This is a genomic window from Streptomyces sp. NPDC051963 (assembly GCF_044593495.1).
Taxonomy (GTDB): Bacteria; Actinomycetota; Actinomycetes; order Streptomycetales; family Streptomycetaceae; genus Streptomyces.
Map to the genome: position 1 here is coordinate 885,233 of NZ_JBIUCC010000002.1, position 25,148 is coordinate 910,380.

Below are 25,148 nucleotides of genomic sequence, written 5' to 3' on the forward strand. Positions count from 1 at the left end.
GCCGAGGGTGGGGCTGGTCAGGTGCACTGCCCTGGGTCTGTCAGGATGGAGACATGGGTCAGCCGGTGGAGAGCGAATCTGGAGGAGCGGCACAGCCGGAGCTTCCACCGGGGCAGCGAGTCCAGCGCGGATGGCCGGTCACGCACTACGGTCCGGTCCCCAAGTTCCGGCCCGAGCGCTGGGAGTTCAGGGTCTTCGGCGCCACCGCGGACGGCGAGAAGCACTGCTGGACCCACGAGGAGTTCGCGGCCCTGCCGTACGCCAGCGTCGTCGCCGATCTGCACTGCGTGACGAAGTTCAGCATGCTCGGCGCGGAATGGGGCGGCATTCCGGCCCGGACGATCCTGGAGATCGCCCCGCCCGCAGCCGAGGTCACCCATGTGATGGTGTGGGCGGAGTACGGATTCAGCTCCAACCTGCGCCTCGATGACTTCGCCGCCGAGCGCACGATCTTCGCCACCCACAAGGACGGTGAACTGCTCACCGCCGAGCACGGCTTCCCGCTCCGTCTCGTCGTCCCCCATCTGTACGCCTGGAAGGGCCCCAAATGGGTCCGTGGTGTGGAGTACATGACCGCCGACCGCCGTGGCTTCTGGGAGGAGCGCGGCTATCACAACCTCGGCGATCCCTGGAAGGAACAGCGGTACTCGTACCAGGAGGGGCCGGGGGACGGGCCCGAGCTCTGAGCGCTCCCGGTACGCCGGTCAGTGGTGGTACTGGTGCACCACCGCATGCCCCTTGCCCCGGCCGATCATCCACTTGTTGACCGGCGTGGTGATCACGAAGGCGGCGGCGAGTGCCAGGGCCAGGACCCACCAGAACAGCGCGTCGTCGAGGCCGGCGTCCATGGCGCCCGGCCACAGTGCGATCACGCCGTTGTCGATCAGCTCCATCACGGCGATCGACAGGGTGTCCGCGGCCAGCGCCACCCGGATCGCGGCCTTCAGGTCGACGCCCGCCACGAGGACTCCGCGCAGGGTGAGCGCGTAACCGAAGAAGAACGCGAGCACGATCGCCAGGACCAGCGTCGGTACGTTGCCCCAGCCGAGCGCGGTGCCGATCACCATCCCGAGCACCTCGCCGATGGCGCATCCGGTGAGGCAGTGCAGGGTGGCCCGGACGGCCGTCGACCAGGTCGCCCCGGCCGCGTGCTGGTGCGCGTGTGCTGCGTGCGCCTCGTGCTCCATGTGTGCCCCCAACGTCGGGTAACGGCTCCTGTCCTCAACAGGAACCGTATACCCCCCAGGGGTATTCCGGAATCCGCTACGGCAACCCGTCGCGGAGCTTCTTGAGGCGCTCCACGTCCGCCGCGTGCCCCTGCTTGCCGCCCGGCGTCTCGATGATCAGCGGTACGCCCGCTGTCGCGGGGTGGGTCATCAGCGCGCGGAACGGGTCCTCGCCGATGTGACCGGCGCCGATGTTCTCGTGCCGGTCCTTGTGGGCGCCGACGACGTCCTTGGAGTCGTTCGCGTGGATCAGCTTCAGCCGGCCCTCGCCGACCGTGTCCACCAGCAGATCGAGCGTCTGGTGCATACCGCTCGGGCCGGTCAGATCGTGCCCGGCGGCGAAGATGTGGCAGGTGTCCAGGCATACGCCCAGCATCGGATGGGCGTCCAGCGCCTCGAAGTACGGCCCGAAGTCCCAGGTGCGTGAGCAGAGCGAGGACCCCTGGCCCGCCGTCGACTCCAGCAGCAGATACGGGTCGTCGGCATGGGTCAACTCGTCCAGCAGCGGCAGCAGATACTCCCGTACCTGCTTGAGCGCGACGGAACGCTCCCGGCCGCCGGTCGCGCTGCCCGTGTGCACGACCACGCCCAGCGCCCCGATCTCCCGGCCGCGCCGCAGCGAGTGCCGCAGCGACTCCACCGACCTCTGGGCGGTCGCCTCGGTGTGCGAGCCGAAGTTGATCAGATACGGGGCGTGCACATACGCCGGGACGGACTCGGCGGCACAGGCCGCCCGGAACTCCTCGTCCTGCCGCGGGTTCCCGGCGGGCGTCGCCCAGCCGCGCGGGTTGGCGACGAAGACCTGCACGGTCTCGGCCGCCAGGTCACGGGCGTACGACAGGCCCACGGAGTTCAGGCCGCCCGCGACGGGGACATGCCCGCCGACGGGATTGCGGAGCTGCTTGCTGGTCACGTGCGCGTGCGTCCCGTCAGCGGATCTCGAGGGTGATCGTCGACCCCTTGGGGGCCGTCTTGCCGCCCTTCACGGACTGCTTCTTGACGGTGTCGCCGAACAGTCCGAGCAGCCCGCGGTCCTCGTCGACCTGGAAACCGGCTGCTTCCAGTTCCGCCTTGGCGTCGTCCACGTTGTCGCCGACCACGTCCGGGACCTCGACCATCTCGGGGCCCTTGGACAGCGTCAGCGTCACCGTGTCGCCCTCGGCGGCCTCGCTGCCGGGGTCCAGGGACTGACGGGCGACCTGGCCCTTGTCGAACTCCGAGGTGACCTGCTCGGCGGCGACCCGCACCTTCAGGCCCGCCTCCTCCAGCTCTGCCCGCGCGTCCTCCAGGCTCGCGCCGGTGACGTCGGCCACCTCCACCGGACTGCCCTTGCTGACGGTGAGCGCGATCGCGGTGCCGGAGCGCCGGGTGGTGCCCGCGTCCGGGTCGGTGCTGATCACGAAGCCCGACTCGACGTCCTCGCTGAACTCCCGGGTGACCATGCCCGGCGCCAGCCCCTCCTGCTTCAGCACGGTCCTGGCCCGGTCGAGGCGGTAGCCCTCCACGTCGGGCACCCGCACGGTCTGCGGGCCGTCGGAGACGGTGAGTGCCACGGAGTCGTTCTGCCGTATCCGCTCGCCCACCTCCGGATCGCTGCTGATGACCGAGCCGCGCTTCACGGTGTCGCTGTATGCGTGCTTGACCTGGCCGGTCTCGAGCCCGGCCGTCTCCAGGCGCTCGCGGGCCTGTGCCTCGGTCTTGGTCACCAGCGGCGGGACCTTGGTGAACTGGCCGGAATTGATGTACCAGACGCCCGCGCCGACGCCGAAGACCAGCAGGACGGCAGCGACGATCGTCCACAGTCGGGCTCGGGGCGGCCGGGCGGAGCGCCGCCGCGGCAGGGGCGGCGGGCTCTCGAAGCGGCTGGTGCGGAGGACCTCGGGCTCGTCCTCGTTCACCGGCAGCGAGCGCAGCATGGTCAGCGCACGAGGGATCACGCTCGTACGGTCCTCGGCGCCCAGGTGTTCGGCCGTGAGCGCCTGCGGCGGCACCGCGTCCAGCTGGTCCGCACCGAGCGAGCCGCGGACCTCCCGGGCGTGTGCGAGCAGCGCCACGGCGTCGTACGGCCGCAGGTCGGGGGTGCGGGCGGTGGCCGACGCCACCAGCTCGTCCAGCTCGTACGCCAGCCCGGGCACCGCGGCCGACGGGGGCGGCACGTCCTCGTGCAGGTGCTTGTAGAGCACGATGGCGGGGGAGTCGCCCTGGTGCGGGCGGTCGCCGGTGAGCATTTCGTAGAGCATCACACCGCACGCGTACACGTCGACGCGGGGGTCGGTGGTGCCGTTCTCTATCTGCTCGGGGGCGAGATACGAGACCGTCCCGAGGACCGCACCGGTGGTGTTGGTGACCGTGTCCACGGACCGGACGAGCCCGAAGTCGGCGACCTTGACCCGGCCGTCGTCTCCTATCAACACGTTCTCCGGCTTCATGTCCCGGTGCACGAACCCGGCGCGGTGCGCGGCACCGAGCGCGGCGAGCACGGGCTCCAGGATGTCGAACGCGGCGCGCGGCTGGAGCGCCCCCCGCTCGCGCAGGACGTCACGGAGCGTGCAGCCGGCGACGTACTCCATGGCCAGATAGACATACGGCCCGTCGGTCCCCTGGTCGAAGACCTGCACCACATTCGGGTGAGCCAGCCGCGCCACGGACTTCGCCTCGCGGATGAACCGCTCCACGAAGGAGGCGTCGGCCGCGAGCGTGGGGTGCATCACCTTGAGTGCGAGGACGCGGTCGAGCCGGGTGTCCACGGCCCGGTAGACCGTGGCCATCCCGCCGACGGCGATCCGCGCGTCGACGCGGTACCTGCCGTCGAGCACCTGCCCGACCAGGGGGTCATGAAGGGTCGTATCCACGCCGGTGAGTCTACGAGCCGTCGCTGACACAACCGCAGTTTCGGCCGCGATCGGGGCGGGACTGAAGCGTACCTGTGACGCACGCCTCACCTATTCAGAAGGCCGGCCGCTCCGGGTCCAGCTGTGCGATGCCCTCCGCGGGGGACGACGCCGCCGCGAAGTGCCGCCGCGGGATCCGCCCCGCCAGCCGGGCCAGCCGCCCCGCCTCCACCGCATGCCGCATGGCCTCGGCCATCCGCGCCGGCTCCTGCGCCCGCGTCACCGCTGAGGCAAGCATCACACCCGCGCACCCCAGCTCCATCGCCAGCGCCGCGTCCGACGCCGTACCCGCACCCGCGTCCAGAATCACCGGCACGCGTGCGTGCTCCACGATCAGCTGGAAGTTGTGCGGGTTGCGGATGCCGAGCCCGGAGCCGATGGGCGAGCCGAGCGGCATGATCGCCGCGCAGCCGGCGTCCTCCAGTTTCCGTGCCAGCACCGGGTCGTCGTTCGTGTACGGCAGCACCGTGAACCCGTCGTCCACCAGCGTCTCCGCCGCCTCCAGCAGCTCGATCGGATCCGGCAGCAGCGTCCGCTCGTCGGCGATGACCTCCAGCTTGACCAGGTCGGTGCCGAGCGCCTCCCGGGCCAGCCGGGCGGTGAGGACGGCTTCCCCGGCGGTGAAACAGCCCGCCGTGTTCGGCAGGACCCGGATGCCGAGCCTCTCCAGCACCGACAGCACCGAACCGTGCACATCGGGGTTCACGCGCCGCATCGCGACCGTCGTCAGCTCCGTGCCGGAGGCGACGAGCGCCCGCTCCAGCACGTCCAGGCTGGGCGCGCCGCCCGTACCCATGATGAGCCGGGACGAGAAGGCCGTACCGCCGATGACAAAGGGGTCGTCAGCCATGGGTCAGCCTCCTTGGACGGCGGTGAGGACTTCGACGCGGTCTCCCTCGGAGAGGGACGTGGCGGACCACTCCGCGCGCGGGACGACGGTTTCGTTCAGGGCGGCGGCCACTCCGGAGGGGGCCGCGGTGAGGGACTTCACGAGCGTGTCGAGAGCCGTGCCGGGAGCGATCCGGCGAGGCTCTCCGTTGACGGAGACGTTCATACGGGCAGCTCCGAGAGGGCGTCGAAGCGCTTCGGGGTGAAGGGGCGGGCCACGTCCGGGAGTTCACCGGTGGTCAGCGCGTGCGCCATGGCGTCGCCGGTGACCGGCGTGAGCAGCACGCCGTTGCGGTAGTGGCCGGTGGCCAGCAGGAGTCCGGGGAGTTCGGTCGGGCCGAGCAGCGGCGCGTTGTCGGGGGAGCCGGGGCGCAGCCCGGCCCGGGTCTCCGTCAGCGGCAGCTCGGTGATGCCGGGGACCAGCTCGTGCGCGTCGCGCAGCAGTTCGTAGACACCGCCCGCCGTCACCGTGGTGTCCCAGCCCAGCTCCTCGCTGGTCGCGCCGACGACCAGCTCGCCGCTCTCGCGCGGCACCAGGTAGACATGGCTGCCGCGGACCATGGCGCGGACGGTGCGGCTCAGGAACGGCGCGTACCGCTCCGGCACGGTCAGTCGCAGCACCTGGCCCTTCACGGGGCGTACGGGCGGCAGTACGTCGTCCGGGACGCCCGCGAGCTGCCCGCTCAGGCTGCCGCCGGCGAGCACCACCTGACCCGCGCTCACCGCGTGGCCGTCGCGCGTGACGACACCGGCCGCCCGCTCCCGTACGACCGACAGCCGCTCGGCCCACGACCGGTGGAAGACCACCCCCGCCCGCTCGCACGCGGTCACCAGCGCACGGGCGAGGCGCCGCGGGTCGATCTGGTGGTCCCCGTCGACCCGCAGCCCGCCGCGCACACTCGGCGCGAGCATCGGCTCCAGACGCCGGCACTCCCGCCCGGACAGCCACTCGGACTCCAGCCCGGACTCCCGTTGCAGCGCGTGCAGTTCGCGCAGCTCGGCGCGGTCGTCGGCATCCAGCGCGACGGCGAGCGTGCCGCACCGGCGGTAACCGAGGTCGTGGCCCGTCAGCTCGGTGAGCTCGGCCGCGAAGTCCGGATAGCGGCGGGCCGAGGCGAGGTTCAGGCCGAGCAGGGTCTGCTCGCCGTAGTGCAGTTCCGTGACGGCGGCCAGCATCCCGGCCGCCACCTGTGCGGCTCCGCCGCCCGGTTCGGGATCCACGACGGCCGTGGCGAACCCGCGCTGCGCGGCCCGCCACGCCGTGACCAACCCGATGATTCCGCCCCCGATGACCAGGACGTCTGCTGTGTCGGATGCTTTGTCGGACGTATGCGACATGGGCGTCCAGCCCCTCCCTTCGCCGGCATGACCCGGATCAGGTTCGTACGGTCGGAGGCCGCCAGCCTCCCTCTCAGCCCGGTGCGTCCGGGCTCCCGCGAGTGCTTTACGTTGGCCACCCTAGCCCGTGGTTCCGCGCCTCTGTAAGGGAGCCTGTTGTCATGCCCCGCTCGCTCGACGGCCTCGTCCTCGCCCCGGTCGCCGACCAGGCCCCAGGTCAGGTGGGTACCCGCACCCGGTTCACGTACCACGAGGCGGACGGGACGATCTGGGCCGAGTACACGGGTGGCGATGTCGTACGCGGGCATCTGGTGGGTACGCGCGAGGGCGACCGGCTCGACTTCCGGTACGTGCAGCTCAAGCGGGACGGGACTACGTCCTGCGGGCACTGCGTGTCGACGGTCGTCGAGCTGCCCGACGGGCGGGTGCGGCTCGATGAGACCTGGGAGTGGGAGTCGCAGCCGGGCAGCGGGACGAGCGTGGTGGAGCAGGTCGACGAGGTTGGTGTGCAGCAGGTCACTGAACCTGCCGCTTACTGACAGAACGTCAGTTGTCTATGGTGATCAGGTGAGCGAGCAGACGCAGGAACGAGGCACGTCACATCCGCGGCGCGTGGTCGTGGCCGGCGCGGGCATGGCCGGCGTGCAGACCGCGGTCGCCCTGCGCGAACAGGGCTTCAACGGCAGCGTGACGCTGATCGGCGCCGAGCCCCATCAGCCGTACGACCGGCCGCCACTGTCCAAGGCCGTACTGCTCGGCAAGGCCGAGGGCTCCGCCTTCGACGTGGACTTCGAAGCGCTCGGCATCGACCTGCGACTCGGCTGCGAGGTGCTCGGCGTACGCCCCGGCGACCACGAACTGGACACCGCCGACGGGCCGGTGCCGTACGACGTCCTGGTCCTCGCCACCGGCGCGGAACCGATCCGGCTGCCGGGCACGGAGGGCGTCCCCGGCGTCCATCTGCTGCGCACCCTGGACGACGCCGAACGGCTGCGGCCGGTGCTCGCCCGGCAGCACGACATCGTGGTCGTCGGCGCGGGCTGGATCGGCGCGGAGTTCGCCACGGCGGCGCGTGAGGCGGGCTGCGCGGTGACCGTCGTGGAGGCCGCCGACCGGCCGCTCGCGGGCGCACTGCCCGCCGAGGTGGCCGCGCCCATGACCGCCTGGTACGCCGACAGCGGCGCGGTGCTGCGGACGCACGCGCGCGTGGAGCGCGTCGAGCCCGGCTCGGTCGTCCTCGACGACGGCTCGCGGCTGCCCGCGGACGCCGTCGTGGTCGGCATCGGCGCCCGGCCCGCCACCGCCTGGCTCGCCGGTTCGGACATCGCGCTGGGCAGACACGGCGAGGTCGTGGCCGACGACCGGCTCCAGACCTCCGTGCCGGACGTCTACGCGGTCGGCGACTGCGCTTCCTTCCCTTCGGGAAGGTATGGCGAGCGCCTGCTGGTCCACCACTGGGACAACGCCCTCCAGGGGCCCCGTACGGTCGCGGCGAACATCATCGGCGAGGCCCCGGCGGTGTACGACCCGGTCCCGTACTTCTGGTCGGAGCAGTTCGGCCGCTTCGTCCAGTACGTCGGCCACCACGCGTCCGCCGACACGACCCTGTGGCGCGGTGACGCCTCCGGCCCGTCCTGGACGGTGTGCTGGCTCCGTGAGAACCGGCTGGTCGCCCTGCTGGCGGTGGGCCGCCCCAGGGACCTGGCCCAGGGGCGGCGGCTGATCGAGGCGGGCGCGGAGATGGATCCGATGCTGATCTCGGACCCGGCCAGGCCGCTGAAGGCGGCGACGGCGTAAGGCGTCCGCGAGCGGAGGGGCCGGTGACGGTCTGAGCCGTCCGGGCGGGTGGAAGCGACCATGGCGTAACGTGTTCGCGCAGGTCGGACGGGCCTGGCTTCCGACTGTCAGTCCGGGATGGCACGCTTGTCCCGTGACCGAGATTGACGCAAAGATCGATGCTCTCGTCCCCGCCTGGCTCACCCTGCCCGACATCGCAGAGATGCTCGACGTCGAGGTGACGCGCGTCCGGCAGCTGGTCAAGGAGGGCCAGCTCATCGCCGTACGCCGTGGTGAGAACCGCGCGCTGCACGTCCCTGCCGCCTTCATCGACGGGGACAAGGTCGTCAAGGGCCTGTCCGGGACCCTGACACTCCTGCGGGACGACGGCTTCTCCGACGAAGAGATGCTCGAGTGGCTGTTCACCCCCGACGCGAGCCTGCCCGGCACCCCCGCGCAGGCCTTGAGCGAGAATCGCGGCACGGAGGTGAAGCGCCGCGCCCAGGCGCTCGCCGTCTGAGCACCGCACGCTGACCTGAACACCGTCCGGCGTACGGGCCGCGGCCCACGGAGGCCGCGGCCGCGGTCCAGTGCGGCCCACAGCGGCCGACGGACACCGGCGACGGCATGCGCCGTGGCCCGTGCGCCACAGACACCGATGTGGTCCGTGCGCCACAAACACCGACGTGGCCCGTACGCCACCGATCAACGGGGGAGATCCATGCCCGACACCGCCGCCACCGTGTGCGCCCGACTCGCCGACGCACGGGTCTACCTGTGCACGGACGCCCGCAAGCGCCAGGGCGACCTGCCCGAGTTCCTCGACGCGGTCCTGGCGGGCGGTGTCGACATCGTGCAACTGCGGGACAAGGGCATGGAGGCGGCGGAGGAGCTGGAGCACCTCGAGGTCTTCGCCGACGCCTGCGCCCGGCACGGCAAGCTCTTCTCGGTCAACGACCGGGCGGACGTCGCCCACGCCGCCGGCGCCGACGTACTCCATCTCGGCCAGGGTGACCTGCCCGTCCCGGCGGCCCGGGCGATCCTCGGCGACGACATCCTCATCGGCCGCTCGACGCACGCCGGGTCCGAGGCGACCGCGGCCGCCGTCCAGGACGGCGTGGACTACTTCTGCACGGGCCCCTGCTGGCCGACCCCCACCAAGCCCGGCCGCCACGCCCCCGGCCTCGACCTGGTCCGCCACACCGCTTCCCTCGGCACCGACCGCCCCTGGTTCGCCATCGGCGGCATCGACCTGTCCAACCTCGACGAGGTACTGGACGCGGGCGCCCGCCGGGTCGTGGTCGTCCGGGCGATCACGGAGGCGGCGGACCCGGGGGCCGCGGCGGCGGAGTTCGCGAAGCGGCTGAGGGCGGCCCAGGCCTGACCGGCCCCTGTCGGCCCCCGGATGAGCCCCAATATCGGCCCCGGGGGGAGCCCCGTATCGGCACAGCCCGCGGAGCGCTCCGCGGGGAAACGCCAACTTGTCCGATGGGTGGACAGTAAGACGACAAATCGGGCAAATCTTCGGAGTCCGGTTGGGGGACCGCCGGGCCGCCACTAACCTGCCGGTATGGCCCTTGGAACCGCATCCACCAGGACTGACCGCGCACGCACCGTGCGTGACATGCTCGCCAGCGGCAAGAAGACGTACTCGTTCGAGTTCTCCGCACCGAAGACCGCCAAGGGCGAGAAGAACCTGTGGAACGCGCTGCGCAGGGTCGAGGCGGTCGCTCCCGACTTCGTCTCCGTGACCTACGGCGCCGGCGGGTCCACCCGTGCCGGCACGGTCAAGGAGACCCAGCAGATCGTCGCCGACACCACCCTCACGCCGGTCGCCCACCTCACCGCGATCGACCACTCCATCGCCGAACTGCGCAACATCATCGGCCAGTTCGCCGGCGCCGGCATCCGCAACATGCTCGCGCTGCGCGGCGACCCGCCCGGCGACCCCATGGCCGACTGGGTACAGCACCCGAAGGGCCTCGCCTACGCCGCCGAACTCGTGCGGCTCATCAAGGAGTCGGGCGACTTCTGCGTCGGCGTCGCGGCCTTCCCGGAGATGCACCCGCGCTCCGCCGACTGGGACACGGACGTAGCGCACTTCGTCGACAAGTGCCGGGCCGGCGCGGACTACGCGATCACGCAGATGTTCTTCCAGCCGGAGTCGTATCTGCGTCTGCGCGACCGCGTCGCGGCCGCCGCCTGCGACACCCCGGTGATTCCTGAGGTGATGCCGGTCACCAGCGTCAGGATGCTGGAGCGGTTGCCGCAGCTCAGCAATGCCTCCATCCCGGCCGGTCTGAAAGACAGAATCCTCACAGCAAAAGACGATCCGGCCGCTGTACGCTCCATTGGGATCGAGTTCGCCACGGAGTTCTGCGCGCGACTGCTGGCCGAGGGAGTCCCCGGACTGCACTTCATCACGCTCAACAACTCCACGGCAGCGCTGGAAATCTACGAAAACCTGGGCCTGCACCACCCACCGCAGGCCTAGACCGGCCGCACCGGTATACGACACACTGCGTAACGGCCACTGGGAGAGGGGCGTACATGGGCTGGACGGTCCTCTACATCGCGTTCGGCATCGTCGCGCTGTGGCTGCTCGGCGAGGTGCTGTTGCAGTACAAGGCGCGTCTGCGCTGGCGGCTGCTTGCCTTCGTCGGCTTCCTCGGCGTCGTGCTCGGGGTGCTGATCCCTTCCGTCATCGTCATCGGCCTGGGCGCGGCCGCCTTCGCGGTCGGCCAGACCTACGTCACGCTGTCCTTCCGCCGCGGCTTCGCGGCCGGCTGGGCGGTCAGCGGCCGCCCGTCCTTCGGCGGCAGCAAGCGCCGCCGTGGCGAACCCGACCGCCAGGAGCCGACCCTCGAGGTCACCGACCTCCAGGCGAGCGACGGCGGCTACGGCCCCGACGACATCAAGTACGGCCGGCCCGACACCGGTTACGGCCACGACGACGAGTACGACCGCGACGACGTCTTCACGCCCCAGCGGGCAGCCGATCCCACGGCCGCCGAGACGACCTCGGTCTACGAACCCCAGCCCCTGCCGGACGACACCGGTTCCTACGGCATATACAGCGACACCGGCGCCTACCAGACCGTCGACCCGTCCTACGCGGCCGCCGGCCAGCCCCAGGACCAGTACGCGGCTGCTGCCCAGACCCAGGACCAGTACGCGGCCGCCGCCCAGGGCGCCGACCAGACCTACGGGTACGACTACTCGGGCTACGACCAGCAGCAGTACGGCTACGACACCACCGGTCAGCAGCAGTACGCCGCCTACTCCGACCCGTACATCGGCACCCAGACCTACGACGGCTCCGGGTACGACCCCAGCTACGGCGCCCAGCAGCAGTACGGCCAGCAGGGCTACGGCCAGGACCAGTACGCGACCGGCGGCTACAGCACGGAGACCCCGTCCGGCGGTGTGTGGGTCCCGCAGCAGCGCACCGACGAGACCTACGGCGGCGAACTGCCGCCGGAGCAGCCCTATCCGTACCAGGGCAACGGGCAGGCGCAGGGGAACGGGTACGACGAGCAGTACCGGTTCTGAGCCGCCCTCAGCCAGTCACCGCATCGGCTCACTGAGAGCCGCGGAACTCCGGCCCTTCCACGATCAGCCCGGCGACGAGTGCGCCCGACATGCCCGCGTGGGGGAGGCCCCCGCCGGGGTGCGACCAGCCACCGACGCTGAACAGGCCCGGTATCGCCGTGCCGTTGGCCGGGTGCAGAAAGGCCCCCTCCGCCGCGGCCAGCGAGGGTGTGGGGACGCCGCCGCCCTCGGCGCCGGTCTCCTGCCGTGTCTGCTCCGGTGTACGGACCTCGCGCCACAGCGTCCGCTCACGCAGCCCGGGTATCGCGCGCTCGGCCTCGGCGACCATCCGGTCCGCGAAGGCGTCGGCGGCGCCGGGCGCGCTCCAGTCGTGGTGCGTCTGTGACGGCACCGTCGCCGTGAGCACCACCGACTCGTGCGCGTCGTCGGGACGCAGGGCAGGGTCGTCCGGCCGGTCGATCCGGACCGTCGGCCGCGCGGGCGGCTCACCGAGCCCGAAGAGGTCCAACTCGCCCTCCCGGTCCGGGGTGTGGACCACCGTGCGGTGCACGGCCCCCGCCTCCCGCGCTCCGCGCAGCGCCAGGCAGACCACGACCCGGCCGGGGGACATGCCCTCCGGGCCGGGCTCGACGGCCTCTGTGGGATACAACTCGCGGCCGCGCAGCAGATCGCCCAGCCGCCACGGTCCATGACCGACCACCGTGTCCGCCTCCGCCACGCTCCCGTCGGCGAGCTCCACGCCCGCCGCCCGGCCGTCCTTCTCCACGACCCCGGTGACCTCGGCACCGAAGTGGAACTCGACCCTGCGGGCCAGACACCGCTCGTACACCGCGCGCGCCAACTCCCGCACACCGCCTCGGACATACCAGGTGCCGAAGGCGTGCTCCATGTACGGCAGCACGGCCGCACCGGCCGGGGCGACGCGTGGATCCAGGCCGTACGCGAGCGCGTGGCTCTCCAGCAGGGCGGTGAGCCGGGGGTCGCGCAACTCCCAGGCACCGACCTCGGCGAGCGTGCCGGCGCGACGGGTGCGCAGCAGGCGTTTGTGCGGGACCGCAGGATAGGGCTCGCGCTCGGCCAGCACCGACCAGTCGGGCCACAGGGGCTCTTCCAGGAGCGGCCGGCGTGTGCGGTCCCAGGCCTCGCGGGCCCGGACCAGGAAGTCGCCCCAGCGGTCGCCCGCGCCGGCGCCCAGCGCCTCGTCCAACGCTGTGACGACGCCGGCACGCGAGGCGTTCGGCAGGCGCACCTCGGTGCCGTCCGCGAAGACATGCCGCGCCGACGGGTCGACCTGGGTCAGCTCGACGCACGCCTCCAGCGGCTCCTTGCCGGTCTTGAGGAACAGGTCGCGGTAGACCGCGGGCAGCGGCAGCAGTCCGGGGCCGGTGTCGAAGGCGAACCCGTCGCGCTCGAGTCGGCGCACTGCACCGCCGTACGTCTCCGTACGCTCGTACACCGCCACCCGGTGGCCCGCGACGGCCAGCCGGGCGGCAGCCGCCAGCGCGCCCATCCCTGCGCCGATCACCGCAATTCGTGCCATGCGTGGGACTTTATCGGCCGCCACTGACAACGCCGTCGCGGGAGGTCAGTCGGGGTGCTCTTCCACCTGCCCGGCGATCCGTTTCTCCTCCCGGCGTTGGGCCCTGCGCCGCAGAAACCGCCGGATTCGGGAGATCAGGAAGAACAGCGTGCCCAGCCCGGCCACCAGCAGCACGCCCGCGATGATCGCCGCCGCCTGGGGGTTGAACATCGCGAACGTGACGATCGCGCCGACGCCGAGATCCTCGGCCAGGCTCACGATCACGTTGCTGAACGGCTCCGGCGAGGTGTTGACCGCCATCCGCGTCCCGGCCTTGACCGTATGGCTGGCCAGTGCCGTCGAGCCGCCGATCAGGCCCGCGGCGACATCGGAGAGCGAACCGCTCTGCCCGGCGAGCAGCGCCCCGACCCAGGCGCCGGCAGCGGGCCGCACCAGCGTGTGCACCGAGTCCCACGCCGAGTCGACGTACGGGATCTTGTCCGCCACCGCCTCGCACAGGAACAGCACGCCCGCTGTGACGAGGACCTCAGGGCGCTGCAATGTCTCGGGGACGTCCTCGCTCACGCCCGTCGCGCCGAACACACCGAGCAGCAACACCACGGCGTAGGCGTTGACGCCGCTGGCCCAGCCGCTGGTGAAGACAAGAGGGAGTACGGACACGGACGTGATCGTAACCAGTGGTTGGCTCAGCGTCCTGGGCATGAGAGCGCAGAGCTGAGTACCCGTACTCAGTACGTGAGATGAGTACGCGCGCGGATGGGGCGCGACCTGCGTGAACGAGAGAGTGGAGGCACGGAGAGGGGCTCGGCTTCGGCACCGACGACACGGGGCGCCGGAACGGAGCCGGCCCACGATCCGCTCCTTCCGCCGGCTGATGCCGGCGGGAGCGAGACGGGGGACCCGGGGGAACGACCGGAACGGGGTCCAACGGGGGACTACGGGGGAGCACGAGGAAGCGCCGGTTCGATGATGGCCCGCGGGGGACGCGGCCACATCGGACCGGCGCTTTTCTCTGCGCCCTCTCTCCGGTGGCTGCTCCCCGCCGCTACTTCCTGCCGCTCACGCGTCCCTGGAGCAGCCGCGAGAGCGCCGCGTGCACATCGTCCAGCGACCGTTCCGGCTGGAAGGCCTGCCAGTCGAGGGCGGCCACCAGCACCATGCCGACGAGCGCGGACGCGGTCAGCGGGATGTCGATCTCGTCGCTGAACTCGCCGCCCTCGATGCCCTCGCGCAGCACGTCCTCGACGACCGCCACGGCCTGCCGCCGCACCACCATCAGGGTGGACTGCCAGGACCGGTTGGTGCGCCACAGCTCGGCCACGTACAGCTGCGTGAACGCCGGATAGCGGTCGATGAAGACGAGCCCGGCCCGGATCATCGCGTCCAGCGCGTCGACCCTGCTGCCGCCCTCCCGGGCGGTGCGGTCGGCCGCCTCCCGCAGGGAGGCGGTGAGGAGTCCCACGCCGTGCCGCAGCAGTTCCTCGAAGAGGACGGACTTGCTGGCGAAGTTGTAATAGACCGTGCCCTTCGCGACCCCGGCGCGCTCGGCGATCTCGTCCACGGTGGTGGCGGAGAAGCCCTGCTCGGCGATGAGCGTGACGGCTGCCTCGTAGAGCTTCTGCCGGGTGGCCTCGCGGCGTGCACTGCCGCCCGACGTGGCGCTGCTGCTTTCCATGGCCCTGATTCTCACAGGAGCCGTCCCCGGAGGAGTCACCGCACGGCTCACAGGGCCAGTTCCGGGTGCAGCCGATCCAGCGTCCACACCTGGCGGCGGCAGGCCGACAGGGCGGTGAGCGCGAGGGCGCCCGCGGTGAAGGCGGTGAGCACCACGCACGCGTGCCACACGGGTTCCAGGCCGCCGCCCGTGATGAGCCTCCTCAGGGCCTCGACGACGTAACTCATCGGCAGGAAGGGGTGGATCGCGTTGAAGAAGCCCGGACTGGTCTGCACGGGGTATGTGCCGCCCGCGGACGTCAGCTGGAGCATCAGGAACGCGAGGACGAGGATCCGGCCCGCCGCTCCGAAGCGAGCGTTCAGCCACTGCACGATCGCCGCGAAGCACGCCGTCACCAGGAACAGGAAGCCCACCGTCCCGGCCGCCCGCGCCATCTCCAGGCCGATCGCCCAGTGCAGCACCGACATCAGGGCCACCGTCTGGAGCACCCCGATCGCCACCACCGGCAGCCAGCCGGCCAGCGCGATCCGCCAGGCCGAGGCGCCGGCGGCGAGCGCACGCCGGTTCATCGGAGTGATCAGCATGTAGGCCACCATCGCGCCCACCCACAGGGACAGCGGAATGAAGTACGGGGCGAAACCGGTGCCGTAGTTGGGCGCCTTGTGCAGATCCTCGGAGACGAGCCGGACGGGGTCCGCCATCACCCGGGTGCGCTCGTCGCGGTCCTGTGTGCCGTAGTCGGGGATTTGGTCCGCGCCGTCGTGCAGTCCGCCGGCGAGCTGCACCGAGCCGTCGACGAGCTTGTACATACCGCCGCTGAGGTCGTCCGCGCCGGTCTTGAGCTTCCCGACGCCCTGGTCCAGATCGGTCGCGCCGGTCCTGGCGGTGCCGAGCCCCGAGTACAGCTTCCTGGCGCCTGCGGCGACCTGGGTGGCTCCCTCGTTGAGGTCGTTGATCTTGGCGACGGCTTCGTCGAGGTCCTCCGAGAGGTGCGGCGCGCGGTCGGCGAGCGCCTGGGCCTGCTTCTGGAGTGTGCCGAGGCTGCTGTCGAGCTTCTTCAGGTCGCCGTTCTGGTCGGCGATCAGCGTGTTGAGGTCGTCGGCGATCTTCGCCACGTCGGTCGCGGCCTGCTTGGCCTTCTTGAGGTCGGCACATGCGGTATCGGGCAGCACGGCGTCCTCGCAGCGCCTTCCGTAGACGTCGTCCAGTGTCTCGCCGGCGGTGTGGGCGCCCTCCGAGGCGACCGGCGCGACCTTCACCAGGGTGTCGAGGTGATTGCGGATCGCGCCGGAGGAGTCCGCGACCAGTCGGGCGGTGTCACCGATCGTCTTCTCGTTGTCCTTCAGGAAGGGCCCGATCTTGCCGTCGACCCCGTTGACCTTGTCCGCGAGCGTCTGTGTGCCCTCCGCGACCTGCTGCGAGCCGTCCTGAAGATCCCCCGCGCCCTTGTCGAGCTTCTCAAGGCCCCTGGACAGTTCGCCGCTGCCGTCCTTGGCGTCCTTCAGACCCGCCGCGAGATCCTGGGAACCCTTCTCCGCCGTGCCGATACCGCCCTTGAGCTTGTCGGCCCCGTTCGCGGCCTCGACCGTCTTCCCATGGATGTCGGAGAACGAGATGAAGATCTTGTCGAGGAAGGACCGCGAGGCCTTTGTGGACGCGGCCTGGCGCACCTCGCCGAACACCGTCCGCGAGATCTGCCCGACGATGTAGTTGTTCGCGTCGTTCGTCCGCACCTGGAGCGCGCCCGTCTCGGGCGAGGCGCCCGCACTGGAGGCGACCCGGGCACTGAAGTCGGCCGGCATGGTCAGCGACAGGTAGTACGTGCCGTCCTCGACCCCCGCGCGGGCCTCGGCGGCGCTCACCTCGCGCCAGTCGAAGACCTCGCTGTCGCGCAGCCCCTCCGTGATGTCGTCGCCGGCCGTGAGCCTCCTGCCCTCGGCCGTCGCCCCCTTGTCGTCGTTCACCAGGGCCACGGGGATCTTGTCCAGACGGCCGTACGGGTCCCAGAACGACCACAGGTACAGCGCGCCATACAGCAGCGGCAGCAGCAGAAGCGCGACGAGCGCGGCACGCGGCAACTTCCCCCGGCCGAACCGCCTCAGTTCAAGCACGGCCAGTCGCGGCGAGCGCATCGGCTTTCCCCTCCTCGCGGGTGGTCACGGTGAACGTGTCTTCCGGGGCCTGACTGCACACCGCAATCACCGTCGTCCCGGACTCGGCGAGGGACCTCAAGAGGGCCCAGACCTCATCCCGCTCGGCGTTCGACAGCTTGAGGTCGGTGTCGTCGACGCCGAGCAACTGCGGGCGTCCGATGAGAGCGAGGGCCAGCGACAGCCGCAGCGCCTCCAGCCGCTCCAGATCACGCACGGCCGTCCGGGACCCCTTGGGCAGGGCCTCCCGGTCGAGGCCTACGGCGGTCAGGGCGGCGTCGATCCGCAGCCGGGCCTCGGTCACCCGCTCGCTGCGAGGCCGCACCAGAGCCCGGAGCGAATCGCCGAACCGGCGCTGCAGCAACGCCCGTTCGTGCAGGTGCTCCCCGACGGTCAGGGCCGGGTCGAGGTCGGTGACACCGGCGACGTGCGCGAGTGCGCTGACTCGGCGCACCACCGCCATTCGCTTCGGCAGCCCGAACCCGCCGACGTCGGCCGTTCCCTCCGTTGCCTTCATCCGCCCCGTGAGTGCGAGCAGCAGGCACGTGCGCCCGGACCCGGACGGCCCCTCGACCGCGACGAGCGAGCCCGGCCCGGCCTCGAAGGAGACCCCGCGGAAAGCCCATCCGCGGGGTCCCTCGAGCCCGAAGTCCCGGGCCGTGACAGCGAGTCCGCTCACGGCTCCCCCTCTTCGGAATTTGAACTGACTGGTCAGTGCAAAAACTAATCCGAACTGTCGATCGAAGCAAAACCCCAGGTCAGAACGGATTGTCAGTGGCATACCTCACGATGGGCACATACGGCACTTCGTAGCAGGGTGTGCCGTCCACAGACGACAGGAGGTTCGTCATGGCCAGCTATCACGCAGCAGCCGCCCGCCGGCGCCGCGCCACCGGCCCTGCCCCCTCACTGACCGGCCCGGCGAGCGACGTGCATCCCGTACTGCGCCGGGCCACGGCCCCGCCCGCCGCCCTCGACATGCTCGCCCAGGCCCGTGCCGGACTCGACGAGGCCGCCGTACTGGAAACACCGAACGAGCGCTATGCCACGGCCCATCTCGCGGCCCTGCGCACCGCTGCCGCCGTACTCGCCGCCCGGGGGCGCCCGGAGCCCGCGCCGCGGCGTCGGGCCCGCATCAGGAGCGCCTGGGAAGTGCTCCCCGAAATAGCGCCCGAGCTCGCCGAGTGGAGCGCCCTGTTCGCCGCCGGGGCCCGGCGCCGGGCCCGGGCCGAGGCGGGCATCCAGGGTGCGGCCAGCCGCCGGGACGCCGACGACCTGATACGCGACGTGGCGATGTTCCTGCGCCTCGTCGAGCGGATGCTGGTCCTCCAGCCCGTCCTCCCACAGCCACGCCAGGACGGGGATCATCGGGAGGAGGACCGGGACGCCCCACGGGACATGCCGGACGCGGGCTGACCGGCCAGTGCCCGGCACCGCGGTAACCAGGTGCGGTGCCGGAGGCAATAGGGTGGAGAGCGCCTGACGCCTTTCCTGGTCCCGCCGCCGGGGCCGGGGAGGCAGCCCGTTCGCTCCGCCGTGTGAGGCGGTGCCGCGCCGAGGAGTCAACTGCCGTGTCGGACCCGATGCGCCCACCCGTCTCCCACCCCCGCCCTCACTCGGCCTCGCTGAGCTCCGACCCCTCCCGGCCCCGCGCCTCGCTCCGTACCGCCGTGGTCTGGGACGTCCTCCAGGACGCCCTGGACCGCCGGGTCAAGGCCACGGGCCGGGAGTCGCTGGACGTTCTCGACACCGGAGGCGGCAGCGGCAACTTCGCGGTGCCCGTGGCCCGCCTCGGCCACCGCGTCACCGTCGTCGACCCCAGCCCGAACGCCCTGTTCGCCCTGGAGCGCCGTGCCGCCGAGGCCGGCGTCGCCGACCGTGTGCAGGGCGTCCAGGGCGACGCCCACGGCCTCTTCGACGTGGTCGAGCGGGGCGGCTACGACGTCGTGCTGTGCCACGGCGTCCTGGAGTACGTGGACGACCCGGCCGAGGGCGTCCGCAACGCCGTGGCCGCGCTGCGCAGCGAGGGCATCCTCAGCCTGCTCGCCGCCGGTCTCGGCGGCGCCGTCCTCGCGCGTGCCCTCGCGGGTCACTTCAAGGAGGCCAAGCAGGCGCTCGAGGATCCGAACGGCCGCTGGGGCCCCGGCGACCCCACGCCGCGCCGCTTCACCGCCGAGCAGCTCACGGAACTGGTCGAGGCCGCGGGGCTCGGCGTCGGCGCCGTGCACGGCGTACGCGTGTTCGCCGACCTCGTCCCCGGCGTGCTGGTGGACACCGAGCCCGGAGCCCTGGACGCGCTGCTGAAGCTGGAGGCCGCGGCCGCCGAGCTCGCGGCGTTCCACTCGGTGGCCACGCAACTTCATGTGCTCGGTGAGACTCGGGGTGCGCTCGAGGCCTGAGCCATCTCCCGTGGTGAGGCGCTGATCAGGTACTTGGCTGCACATGGAGTACGCCACAGGCCCCCCGATCGGGCGCTCTGCGCCGTATGATCGAGGGAGACCGCCCGGCATGACGGGTCGGCTGCTGGGGAATGGAAGCTTCAGCGGGCCGGGACGTCCATGGCGGATTCCGGTTGGCCAATTGGCGTAGAGGGGCGGGTTTCACGGGGGCGATTCCCTGCCTATCCTGAAGGGACCCCCCGGGTCGCCCCGGCGACTGCACGATGAGGAGGACTCCGTGCCGCTCTCGGAGCACGAGCAGCGAATGCTCGAGCAGATGGAGCGAGCGCTGTACGCCGAAGATCCCAAGTTCGCGACAGCGCTTGAGGGAAGCGGGCTGCGCACGTACACCCGGCGACGGGTCTACCAGGCGGTCGCGGGCTTCCTCGTAGGTATCGCGCTCCTCATGGCGGGAATGGTCGCCAAGCAGGTCTGGCTCAGTGTGGTGGGCTTCCTCGTCATGCTGGGCTGTGCGGTACTCGCCGTGACCGGCTGGCGCAAAGCTCCCAAGCCGGGTGAACAGCCCGCCGCCGGTGCCCAGCCCGCAGGCCGCCAGACACGGCAGCGGCGCTCCCTGATGGACCGTATCGAACAGCGCTGGCAGCGCCGCCGTGATGAACAGGGCGGCGGCCAATAGCTCCACGCCACGACTCGCTTGAGCATGGCGTGAGGGGGTGACCACCGGATGGTGGTCACCCCCTCACGCATGCCCTTCGACCGCCCGTCCCGCAAGGACGGGGCCCCGCCTTCCAAAGTGCTGAGACTTCGGAAGGCGGGGCCCGGGCGAGCGGATTCAGCCAGGTTCCGCGACCGGGCGCGGCCCGGCTCTCAGCTCTGCTGTCCCGACGGCTTGCGCAGGGTCGGTCGTGCGGCCGCCACGCGTGCCTTGAACCCGGTCCACCAGGCCGACGTCGCCCAGACCACCCGTATGGCCGACCGCGGAGCGAACAGCGCGCGCAGCTTCGTGCGGCGGTCGGCCGTGCTCCGCAGGGCGCCGATCACCTGGCGCACGTCGTCCGCGAGGCCCGCGGTCGGACGCGGATGCGGGGCGTAGAGGACCTGTTCCACCGCGTCCGCCACCCGGTGCACCGAGGTTGCGGCCACCGGATCGAGATGGCCGAGCCGGACGATCCGGGCGGCTGCCTTGCGCGGTGTCTGCGACTCCTCCGGCACGAAACCGAAGTCCCAGGCCGTGTCCGCCAGTTCCTGCCAGACCGACAGGGTGTGCAGCGCCGTGCCGGCCTCGCTGCGGCCGTGCGCCCCCAGGCGTACGGCCCGGATGCGCAGCCGCCACAGCATCGGTGCCAGCGGGATCGCCACGGCCGCGAGCCCGCCGAGGATCCAGGCCAGGAAGACGTACCAGTTCGGACCGTCGTCACCGCCGCCCAGTGCCGCCGCCGCGGACTCGCTCGGGCACGCCTGAAGCTTCTTCTGCTCCGGCGTGCACGTCTCGCTCGCCGAGGCGGACGCGGACGGCGCCGTGCTCGTCGACGTGGACGGCTGGGGCACGACCGGAAGCGAGCTGCCGGGGGTCTCCGGCTGGGTGTACTCCGGCGTCGTACCGCGGGTCGGGGTCGGCTCGAAGCGGGTCCAGCCCACGCCCTCGAAGTACAGCTCGGGCCAGGCGTGCGCGTCCCTCAGCGACACCGACACCGAACCGTCGGCCTGCGGCGAGCCGGGGGCGAAGCCCACCGCCACCCGGGCGGGTATGCCCAGACTGCGGGCCATCGCCGCCATCGCGAACGAGAAGTGGACGCAGAAACCCTGCTTGTCCTTGAGGAAGCGGGCGATCGCCGCGGAGCCGCTGCCCACCTGGACCTGGGTGTCGTACTGGAAGCCGCCGGTCAGCGAGAAGTACTCCTGGAGCTTGACCGCCTGCTGGTAGTGGTTCGCCGAGCCCTCGGTGACCTGGCGCGCCGTCTCGGACACCACCGTGGGCAGCGAGTCGGGCAGCCGGGTGTACTCGCGCTTCAGGGCCGCGTCGGGCTCCGGTGCCGAGGCCAGCTGTTCCGCCGTGGGCTGGATGTCGAGGCTCGTCACCTCGTACGTCTGACCGCGCGTGTTCTGGCCGTGGTCGCCGACCAGGGTCATGCCCACGGGTTCGTACCGCCAGCTGCCGTCGATGTTGACGTCGCTCGGCGGGTACGGCATCGGCAGCCAGTTCTGGGCGTACCAGTCGGCCGCGGTGATACGGGTCTGGACCGCGGAGCGCCGGACGTCGGCCCCGAGGCCGGTCGGCAGCGGGAGCTGGTCCGGTACGGCGACGATGTTGCGGCGAGACGGCTTCCAGGTGGTGCCGTCGAAGTCGTCCAGGGACACGATCCGCAAGTACAGGTCCGAGGCGTCTTCCGGGTTGGTGCGCAGGGACATGACCTGGCGGTCCTCGTCCACGTTCAGATTGTCGCGCAGGGAGACCAGCGGGTTCACCGCGGAGATCGTGCCGCCGCCTCCGCTGCCGGAGCCGACGCCCGCGCCGGTGCCGTCCAGCAGGCCGCCGTTCATCGAGGGCAGGGCGAGCGGCACCACCAGGGCGAGGCCCAGCGCGACCACTCCGATACGTCTGCCGGTGCGGATCGGCGCCACCGCGCCGCCGGTCTCCGCGGCCGGACCACGTGGAGCGCCGCCGAAGACCCGGCCCCACTGGGAGAGCCGGTCGCGCCCCTCGGCGAGGAGCAGCATCAGGTAACCCGCGGCGGCGACCACGAACCACAGCCAGTCGGTGCCGCCGTCGGACAGCCCCGCCGCGACCGAGTACAGCGCGAGCAGCGGGAGTCCGGCCGGGGCCGCGCTGCGGAACGTCACCGCGAGGACGTCCACCGCCAGCCCGATGATCAGGACACCGCCGACCAGCATCAGCCGGATGCCGGGGTTCAGCGGTGCCGGGATCGAGTAGCGGTTGATGTCGTCCGAGCCCTGCTGGAGCAGCACGCCGAACTGCTGGAATGCCTCCGGCCCGGGGATCAGTCCGACGAGGGCCTGCTCGCGGACGAAGGCGAGGGTCAGCAGCATCAGCGTGACCAACGCCTGTGCGGCCACGGTCAGCGGCCGGGCCAACGGCACCCGCCGGGTCGCCGCGCCCACGCCCGTCTGGATCGCCAGCAGGAAGGCGGCCTGGAGCAGCCAGGTCGCCGGGTCGACCAGCGGCAGCAGGGCCATGGCCGCCATCAGGGTGGCCGCCCAGGCGCACAGCGCCAGTCGTGTCCGCCCGCTCATGACCGCCCCTCCCCGCTCGCCGCGGCCACACTTGTGCGCTCGCGGTCCGCCTGACGCCACAGGTCGTTCAGCGAAGAGCCCCGCGGCACGCTCACGGCAGTCCAGCCCGCCTCGCGCAGCATCCGCAGCCGCTCCTCGCCCCTGTCCAACGGCCCGGCCACATCGGTCGGTTCCCGCACCCACGTGTCGCTGTCCAGCAGGAAGGCGACCGCACCTCCGCTGCGCTGCCGCATCTTCGCGGCCACCGCGGCCTGCTCCTCGTCGAGGTCGCCGAGGAAGGCCACCAGCAGCCCTTCGTTGCCGCCGCGCAGCACGTCGTACGCGCGCGACAGACCTGCGCCGTCCGAGTGGTCGACCACCGCGAGGGTGTCCATCATCAGCCCGGCCGCGTCCGCCGACTCCTGGCTCGCGCCCGCGAACCCTTCGGCGCCCTCGCCCGGCACCGAGGTGCCGGTGTCCGTCAACAGCCGTACCGAGAAGCCCCGTTCGAGCATGTGCACCAGCACCGAGGCGGCACCGGACACCGCCCACTCGAAGGCCGAGTCGGGGCCCGCGCCCTCGTAGGCCAGGCCCCGGGTGTCGAGCAGCACCGTGCAGCGGGAGCGCTGCGGCTGCTCCTCGCGGCGCACCATCAGCTCGCCGTAGCGCGCGGTCAGGCGCCAGTGCACCCGGCGCAGATCGTCGCCGTAGCGGTACCCGCGCGGGATCACGTCGTCCTCGCCGGCCAGGGCCAGCGAGCGCTGCCGCCCGTCGCCGTACCCCTTCGCCTCGCCGCTGAGCCGCACCGGCGGCAGCGGTTCCACGCGCGGGATGACGGTCAGGGTGTCGTACGTCGAGAAGGACCGGGTCAGTTCGCACATGCCGAACGGGTCGGTCAGACGCAGCTGGAGGGGCCCGAGCGGGTAGCGGCCACGCAGGTCGGAGCGGACGCGGTAGGACACCTCGCGCCGGCCGCCGGCCTCGACCCGGTCCAGGACGAAGCGGGGTCGCGGGCCGAGGACGTACGGCACCCGGTCCTGGAGCATCAGCAGGCCGGTGGGCAGCCGCGAGACGTTGTCCATCCGGAGATGGACCCGGGCCTCGCTGCCGGCGGGCACGCGCGCGGGGGAGAGCCGGCGGCTGCCGGCGACCCGGTAGCGGGTGCGGTACAGCACCGTCGCGCACACCAGGGGCAGGGCGGCCAGCAGCAGGCCGACCCGCAGCAGGTCGCTCTGCCCGAGGACGTACGCACAGATCGCCGCCGCCACTCCGGCGGCCAGGAACGACCGTCCCCGTGTGGTCAGCCCCGCCAGTGCCGTGCGCACCCCGCCCTTCTCGCCCCGGTCGTCCTCCGCGGCGTGCGGAGTGCCACCGGTGGTCATCACAGCCTCCGCGGCGGCTGCTGGCCGTACGCCGTCGCACCGTGGGCCAGGCCGATGCCGGGCTGCTGCTGGGGCGCCGCGGGGACCGGGGTGCGCTGGAGGATCTCCTGCACGACCTGCTCCGCCGTACGACGGTTCAGCTGGGCCTGGGCGGTGGGCAGCAGCCGGTGGGCCAGGACGGCCACGGCGAGGGCCTGTACGTCGTCCGGCAGTGCGTACTCCCGGCCGCTCAGGGCGGCGGACGCCTTTGCCGCGCGCAGCAGGTGCAGCGTCGCGCGCGGGGAGGCGCCGAGTCTGAGGTCGGGATGGCTGCGCGTGGCGGCGACCAGGTCGACGGCGTACCGCCGGACCGCCTCGGCGACGTGCACCTCGCGCACGGCCTCGACCAGCTTCACGATCTCGTGGGCATGGGCCACCGGCTGGAGGTCGTCCAGGGGGTTCACGCCGCCGTGGATGTCGAGCATCTGAAGCTCGGCCTCCGCGCTCGGGTAACCGATGGAGACACGGGCCATGAAACGGTCGCGCTGGGCCTCCGGCAGCGGGTAGGTGCCCTCCATCTCGACCGGGTTCTGCGTGGCCACCACCATGAAGGGGCTCGGCAGCTCGTACGTCTGCCCGTCGATGGTGACCTGGCGCTCCTCCATGGACTCCAGGAGCGCGGACTGGGTCTTCGGCGAAGCGCGGTTGATCTCGTCGCCGATCACGATCTGCGCGAAGATCGCGCCGGGCTTGAACTCGAAGTCACGGCGCTGCTGGTCCCAGATGGACACACCGGTGATGTCCGAGGGCAGCAGATCCGGTGTGAACTGGATCCGCCGTACCGAACAGTCGATGGACCGCGCCAACGCCTTGGCCAGCATTGTCTTGCCCACGCCCGGAACGTCTTCGATCAGAAGATGCCCCTCGGCGAGCAGTACGGTCAGCGAAAGCCGTACGACCTCGGGCTTGCCCTCGATCACTCCTTCCACCGAACTGCGGACACGCTCCACAGTGGCGGTCAGATCAGTGAGGCTCGCTCGATCGTCATAGGTCGTCACCCGGCCCTCCTCGGCCCGTTCTGTCCGGGCCGTCGCTCTGCGATGCGGACCGGCCCACCCCTG

At 71.6% G+C, this 25,148-nt stretch carries 24 protein-coding genes and 1 riboswitch; of the genes, 10 read left to right on the plus strand and 14 right to left on the minus strand.

Annotated elements, in window-relative coordinates; genetic code table 11:
* Window positions 1-53 precede the first annotated feature (53 nt).
* Window positions 54-686 (plus strand): sulfite oxidase-like oxidoreductase, encoded by a 633-nt coding sequence (locus ACIHFB_RS10425; protein WP_365277386.1) that lies wholly within the window; start codon window positions 54-56, stop codon window positions 684-686.
* 18 nt (window positions 687-704) lie between these two features.
* Here the strand turns inward: ACIHFB_RS10425 and ACIHFB_RS10430 are convergent, their stop codons facing one another.
* The 6 genes from ACIHFB_RS10430 to thiO all read right to left on the minus strand — a co-directional run bounded on the left by ACIHFB_RS10430 (window position 705) and on the right by thiO (window position 6,343).
* On the minus strand, window positions 705-1,187 hold the full coding sequence (locus ACIHFB_RS10430; protein WP_400126343.1) for a DUF4396 domain-containing protein: 483 nt from the start codon (window positions 1,185-1,187) through the stop codon (window positions 705-707).
* Between the two features lie 76 nt (window positions 1,188-1,263).
* Window positions 1,264-2,139, minus strand: a complete 876-nt coding sequence (locus tag ACIHFB_RS10435) for a deoxyribonuclease IV (protein ID WP_365277392.1) — start codon at window positions 2,137-2,139, stop codon at window positions 1,264-1,266.
* A gap of 16 nt (window positions 2,140-2,155) precedes the next feature.
* Entirely contained in the window at window positions 2,156-4,078 is a 1,923-nt protein-coding gene (pknB, locus tag ACIHFB_RS10440) for a Stk1 family PASTA domain-containing Ser/Thr kinase (protein ID WP_400126345.1), read from the minus strand.
* Between the two features lie 94 nt (window positions 4,079-4,172).
* On the minus strand, window positions 4,173-4,967 hold the full coding sequence (locus tag ACIHFB_RS10445) for a thiazole synthase (protein ID WP_365277398.1): 795 nt from the start codon (window positions 4,965-4,967) through the stop codon (window positions 4,173-4,175).
* Between the two features lie 3 nt (window positions 4,968-4,970).
* Window positions 4,971-5,171, minus strand: coding sequence for a sulfur carrier protein ThiS (gene thiS, locus ACIHFB_RS10450; RefSeq protein WP_365277400.1), 201 nt, complete (start codon window positions 5,169-5,171; stop codon window positions 4,971-4,973).
* Window positions 5,168-6,343 carry a glycine oxidase ThiO gene (thiO, locus tag ACIHFB_RS10455; RefSeq protein WP_400126347.1) on the minus strand — a complete coding sequence of 392 codons (1,176 nt, stop codon included), beginning with the start codon at window positions 6,341-6,343 and terminating at the stop codon, window positions 5,168-5,170. Before thiO ends, thiS begins: the two co-directional genes overlap by 4 nt.
* A riboswitch (TPP riboswitch) is annotated at window positions 6,341-6,452 on the minus strand. (Overlaps the previous gene by 3 nt.)
* A 52-nt stretch (window positions 6,453-6,504) precedes the next feature.
* Here thiO and ACIHFB_RS10460 point away from each other — a divergent pair.
* The 6 genes from ACIHFB_RS10460 to ACIHFB_RS10485 all read left to right on the plus strand — a co-directional run bounded on the left by ACIHFB_RS10460 (window position 6,505) and on the right by ACIHFB_RS10485 (window position 11,671).
* Window positions 6,505-6,882 carry a hypothetical protein gene (locus ACIHFB_RS10460; RefSeq protein WP_365277406.1) on the plus strand — a complete coding sequence of 126 codons (378 nt, stop codon included), beginning with the start codon at window positions 6,505-6,507 and terminating at the stop codon, window positions 6,880-6,882.
* A 28-nt stretch (window positions 6,883-6,910) separates the two neighbouring features.
* Window positions 6,911-8,140: an FAD-dependent oxidoreductase gene (locus tag ACIHFB_RS10465; RefSeq protein WP_365277409.1), complete on the plus strand. Its 1,230-nt coding sequence runs from the start codon at window positions 6,911-6,913 to the stop codon at window positions 8,138-8,140.
* Between the two features lie 133 nt (window positions 8,141-8,273).
* The gene (locus tag ACIHFB_RS10470; RefSeq protein ID WP_210587362.1) at window positions 8,274-8,639 is read left to right on the plus strand and encodes an Rv2175c family DNA-binding protein; all 366 of its coding nucleotides are present in this window, start codon (window positions 8,274-8,276) and stop codon (window positions 8,637-8,639) included.
* Window positions 8,640-8,840: 201 nt separating this feature from the next.
* Window positions 8,841-9,503 carry a thiamine phosphate synthase gene (thiE, locus tag ACIHFB_RS10475; RefSeq protein WP_365277412.1) on the plus strand — a complete coding sequence of 221 codons (663 nt, stop codon included), beginning with the start codon at window positions 8,841-8,843 and terminating at the stop codon, window positions 9,501-9,503.
* 186 nt (window positions 9,504-9,689) lie between these two features.
* The gene (metF, locus tag ACIHFB_RS10480) at window positions 9,690-10,613 is read left to right on the plus strand and encodes a methylenetetrahydrofolate reductase [NAD(P)H] (protein WP_365277415.1); all 924 of its coding nucleotides are present in this window, start codon (window positions 9,690-9,692) and stop codon (window positions 10,611-10,613) included.
* 56 nt (window positions 10,614-10,669) lie between these two features.
* On the plus strand, window positions 10,670-11,671 hold the full coding sequence (locus ACIHFB_RS10485) for a hypothetical protein (RefSeq protein WP_365277418.1): 1,002 nt from the start codon (window positions 10,670-10,672) through the stop codon (window positions 11,669-11,671).
* Between the two features lie 28 nt (window positions 11,672-11,699).
* Here ACIHFB_RS10485 and ACIHFB_RS10490 read toward each other — a convergent pair whose 3' ends face one another.
* The 5 genes from ACIHFB_RS10490 to ACIHFB_RS10510 all read right to left on the minus strand — a co-directional run bounded on the left by ACIHFB_RS10490 (window position 11,700) and on the right by ACIHFB_RS10510 (window position 17,715).
* Window positions 11,700-13,211: an NAD(P)/FAD-dependent oxidoreductase gene (locus tag ACIHFB_RS10490; RefSeq protein ID WP_365277421.1), complete on the minus strand. Its 1,512-nt coding sequence runs from the start codon at window positions 13,209-13,211 to the stop codon at window positions 11,700-11,702.
* Window positions 13,212-13,256: 45 nt separating this feature from the next.
* On the minus strand, window positions 13,257-13,871 hold the full coding sequence (locus ACIHFB_RS10495) for a DUF4126 domain-containing protein (protein WP_400126351.1): 615 nt from the start codon (window positions 13,869-13,871) through the stop codon (window positions 13,257-13,259).
* Between the two features lie 385 nt (window positions 13,872-14,256).
* Window positions 14,257-14,886, minus strand: a complete 630-nt coding sequence (locus ACIHFB_RS10500; RefSeq protein ID WP_365277427.1) for a helix-turn-helix domain-containing protein — start codon at window positions 14,884-14,886, stop codon at window positions 14,257-14,259.
* Between the two features lie 47 nt (window positions 14,887-14,933).
* A complete protein-coding gene (locus tag ACIHFB_RS10505; RefSeq protein WP_400126353.1) occupies window positions 14,934-17,018 on the minus strand; it encodes a YhgE/Pip family protein in 2,085 nt (694 codons plus the stop codon).
* Entirely contained in the window at window positions 16,990-17,715 is a 726-nt protein-coding gene (locus ACIHFB_RS10510; protein WP_400126355.1) for an ATP-binding cassette domain-containing protein, read from the minus strand. The genes ACIHFB_RS10505 and ACIHFB_RS10510 overlap by 29 nt, the downstream gene beginning before the upstream one ends.
* A gap of 170 nt (window positions 17,716-17,885) precedes the next feature.
* On the opposite strand from ACIHFB_RS10510, the gene ACIHFB_RS10515 reads away from it, so the two are divergent.
* The 3 genes from ACIHFB_RS10515 (at window position 17,886) to ACIHFB_RS10525 (ending at window position 20,111) form a co-directional block, all read left to right on the plus strand.
* The gene (locus ACIHFB_RS10515) at window positions 17,886-18,452 is read left to right on the plus strand and encodes an SAV_6107 family HEPN domain-containing protein (RefSeq protein WP_365277436.1); all 567 of its coding nucleotides are present in this window, start codon (window positions 17,886-17,888) and stop codon (window positions 18,450-18,452) included.
* A 155-nt stretch (window positions 18,453-18,607) separates the two neighbouring features.
* On the plus strand, window positions 18,608-19,435 hold the full coding sequence (locus tag ACIHFB_RS10520) for a methyltransferase (protein WP_365277439.1): 828 nt from the start codon (window positions 18,608-18,610) through the stop codon (window positions 19,433-19,435).
* A 277-nt stretch (window positions 19,436-19,712) separates the two neighbouring features.
* Window positions 19,713-20,111, plus strand: coding sequence for a DUF3040 domain-containing protein (locus tag ACIHFB_RS10525; RefSeq protein ID WP_365277443.1), 399 nt, complete (start codon window positions 19,713-19,715; stop codon window positions 20,109-20,111).
* Window positions 20,112-20,302: 191 nt separating this feature from the next.
* Here ACIHFB_RS10525 and ACIHFB_RS10530 read toward each other — a convergent pair whose 3' ends face one another.
* The 3 genes from ACIHFB_RS10530 to ACIHFB_RS10540 are packed head-to-tail and all read right to left on the minus strand — an operon-like array spanning window position 20,303 to window position 25,085.
* A complete protein-coding gene (locus tag ACIHFB_RS10530; RefSeq protein WP_400126358.1) occupies window positions 20,303-22,687 on the minus strand; it encodes a DUF3488 and DUF4129 domain-containing transglutaminase family protein in 2,385 nt (794 codons plus the stop codon).
* The gene (locus tag ACIHFB_RS10535; RefSeq protein ID WP_365277449.1) at window positions 22,684-24,048 is read right to left on the minus strand and encodes a DUF58 domain-containing protein; all 1,365 of its coding nucleotides are present in this window, start codon (window positions 24,046-24,048) and stop codon (window positions 22,684-22,686) included. The genes ACIHFB_RS10530 and ACIHFB_RS10535 overlap by 4 nt, the downstream gene beginning before the upstream one ends.
* Window positions 24,048-25,085 (minus strand): MoxR family ATPase, encoded by a 1,038-nt coding sequence (locus tag ACIHFB_RS10540; protein ID WP_365277451.1) that lies wholly within the window; start codon window positions 25,083-25,085, stop codon window positions 24,048-24,050. The genes ACIHFB_RS10535 and ACIHFB_RS10540 overlap by 1 nt, the downstream gene beginning before the upstream one ends.
* Window positions 25,086-25,148 lie beyond the last annotated feature (63 nt).

Excerpts from the sequence above, each read along its gene's own strand:
- ACIHFB_RS10425 (WP_365277386.1), top strand. The coding sequence starts at position 54 with ATGGGTCAGCCGGTGGAGAGCGAATCTGGAGGAGCGGCACAGCCGGAG.
- ACIHFB_RS10430 (WP_400126343.1), bottom strand. The coding sequence starts at position 1,187 with ATGGAGCACGAGGCGCACGCAGCACACGCGCACCAGCACGCGGCCGGG.
- ACIHFB_RS10445 (WP_365277398.1), bottom strand. The coding sequence starts at position 4,967 with ATGGCTGACGACCCCTTTGTCATCGGCGGTACGGCCTTCTCGTCCCGG.
- thiS (WP_365277400.1), bottom strand. The coding sequence starts at position 5,171 with ATGAACGTCTCCGTCAACGGAGAGCCTCGCCGGATCGCTCCCGGCACG.
- thiO (WP_400126347.1), bottom strand. The coding sequence starts at position 6,343 with ATGTCGCATACGTCCGACAAAGCATCCGACACAGCAGACGTCCTGGTC.
- ACIHFB_RS10460 (WP_365277406.1), top strand. The coding sequence starts at position 6,505 with ATGCCCCGCTCGCTCGACGGCCTCGTCCTCGCCCCGGTCGCCGACCAG.
- thiE (WP_365277412.1), top strand. The coding sequence starts at position 8,841 with ATGCCCGACACCGCCGCCACCGTGTGCGCCCGACTCGCCGACGCACGG.
- metF (WP_365277415.1), top strand. The coding sequence starts at position 9,690 with ATGGCCCTTGGAACCGCATCCACCAGGACTGACCGCGCACGCACCGTG.
- ACIHFB_RS10485 (WP_365277418.1), top strand. The coding sequence starts at position 10,670 with ATGGGCTGGACGGTCCTCTACATCGCGTTCGGCATCGTCGCGCTGTGG.
- ACIHFB_RS10490 (WP_365277421.1), bottom strand. The coding sequence starts at position 13,211 with ATGGCACGAATTGCGGTGATCGGCGCAGGGATGGGCGCGCTGGCGGCT.
- ACIHFB_RS10500 (WP_365277427.1), bottom strand. The coding sequence starts at position 14,886 with ATGGAAAGCAGCAGCGCCACGTCGGGCGGCAGTGCACGCCGCGAGGCC.
- ACIHFB_RS10505 (WP_400126353.1), bottom strand. The coding sequence starts at position 17,018 with ATGCGCTCGCCGCGACTGGCCGTGCTTGAACTGAGGCGGTTCGGCCGG.
- ACIHFB_RS10515 (WP_365277436.1), top strand. The coding sequence starts at position 17,886 with ATGGCCAGCTATCACGCAGCAGCCGCCCGCCGGCGCCGCGCCACCGGC.
- ACIHFB_RS10530 (WP_400126358.1), bottom strand. The coding sequence starts at position 22,687 with ATGAGCGGGCGGACACGACTGGCGCTGTGCGCCTGGGCGGCCACCCTG.
- ACIHFB_RS10535 (WP_365277449.1), bottom strand. The coding sequence starts at position 24,048 with ATGACCACCGGTGGCACTCCGCACGCCGCGGAGGACGACCGGGGCGAG.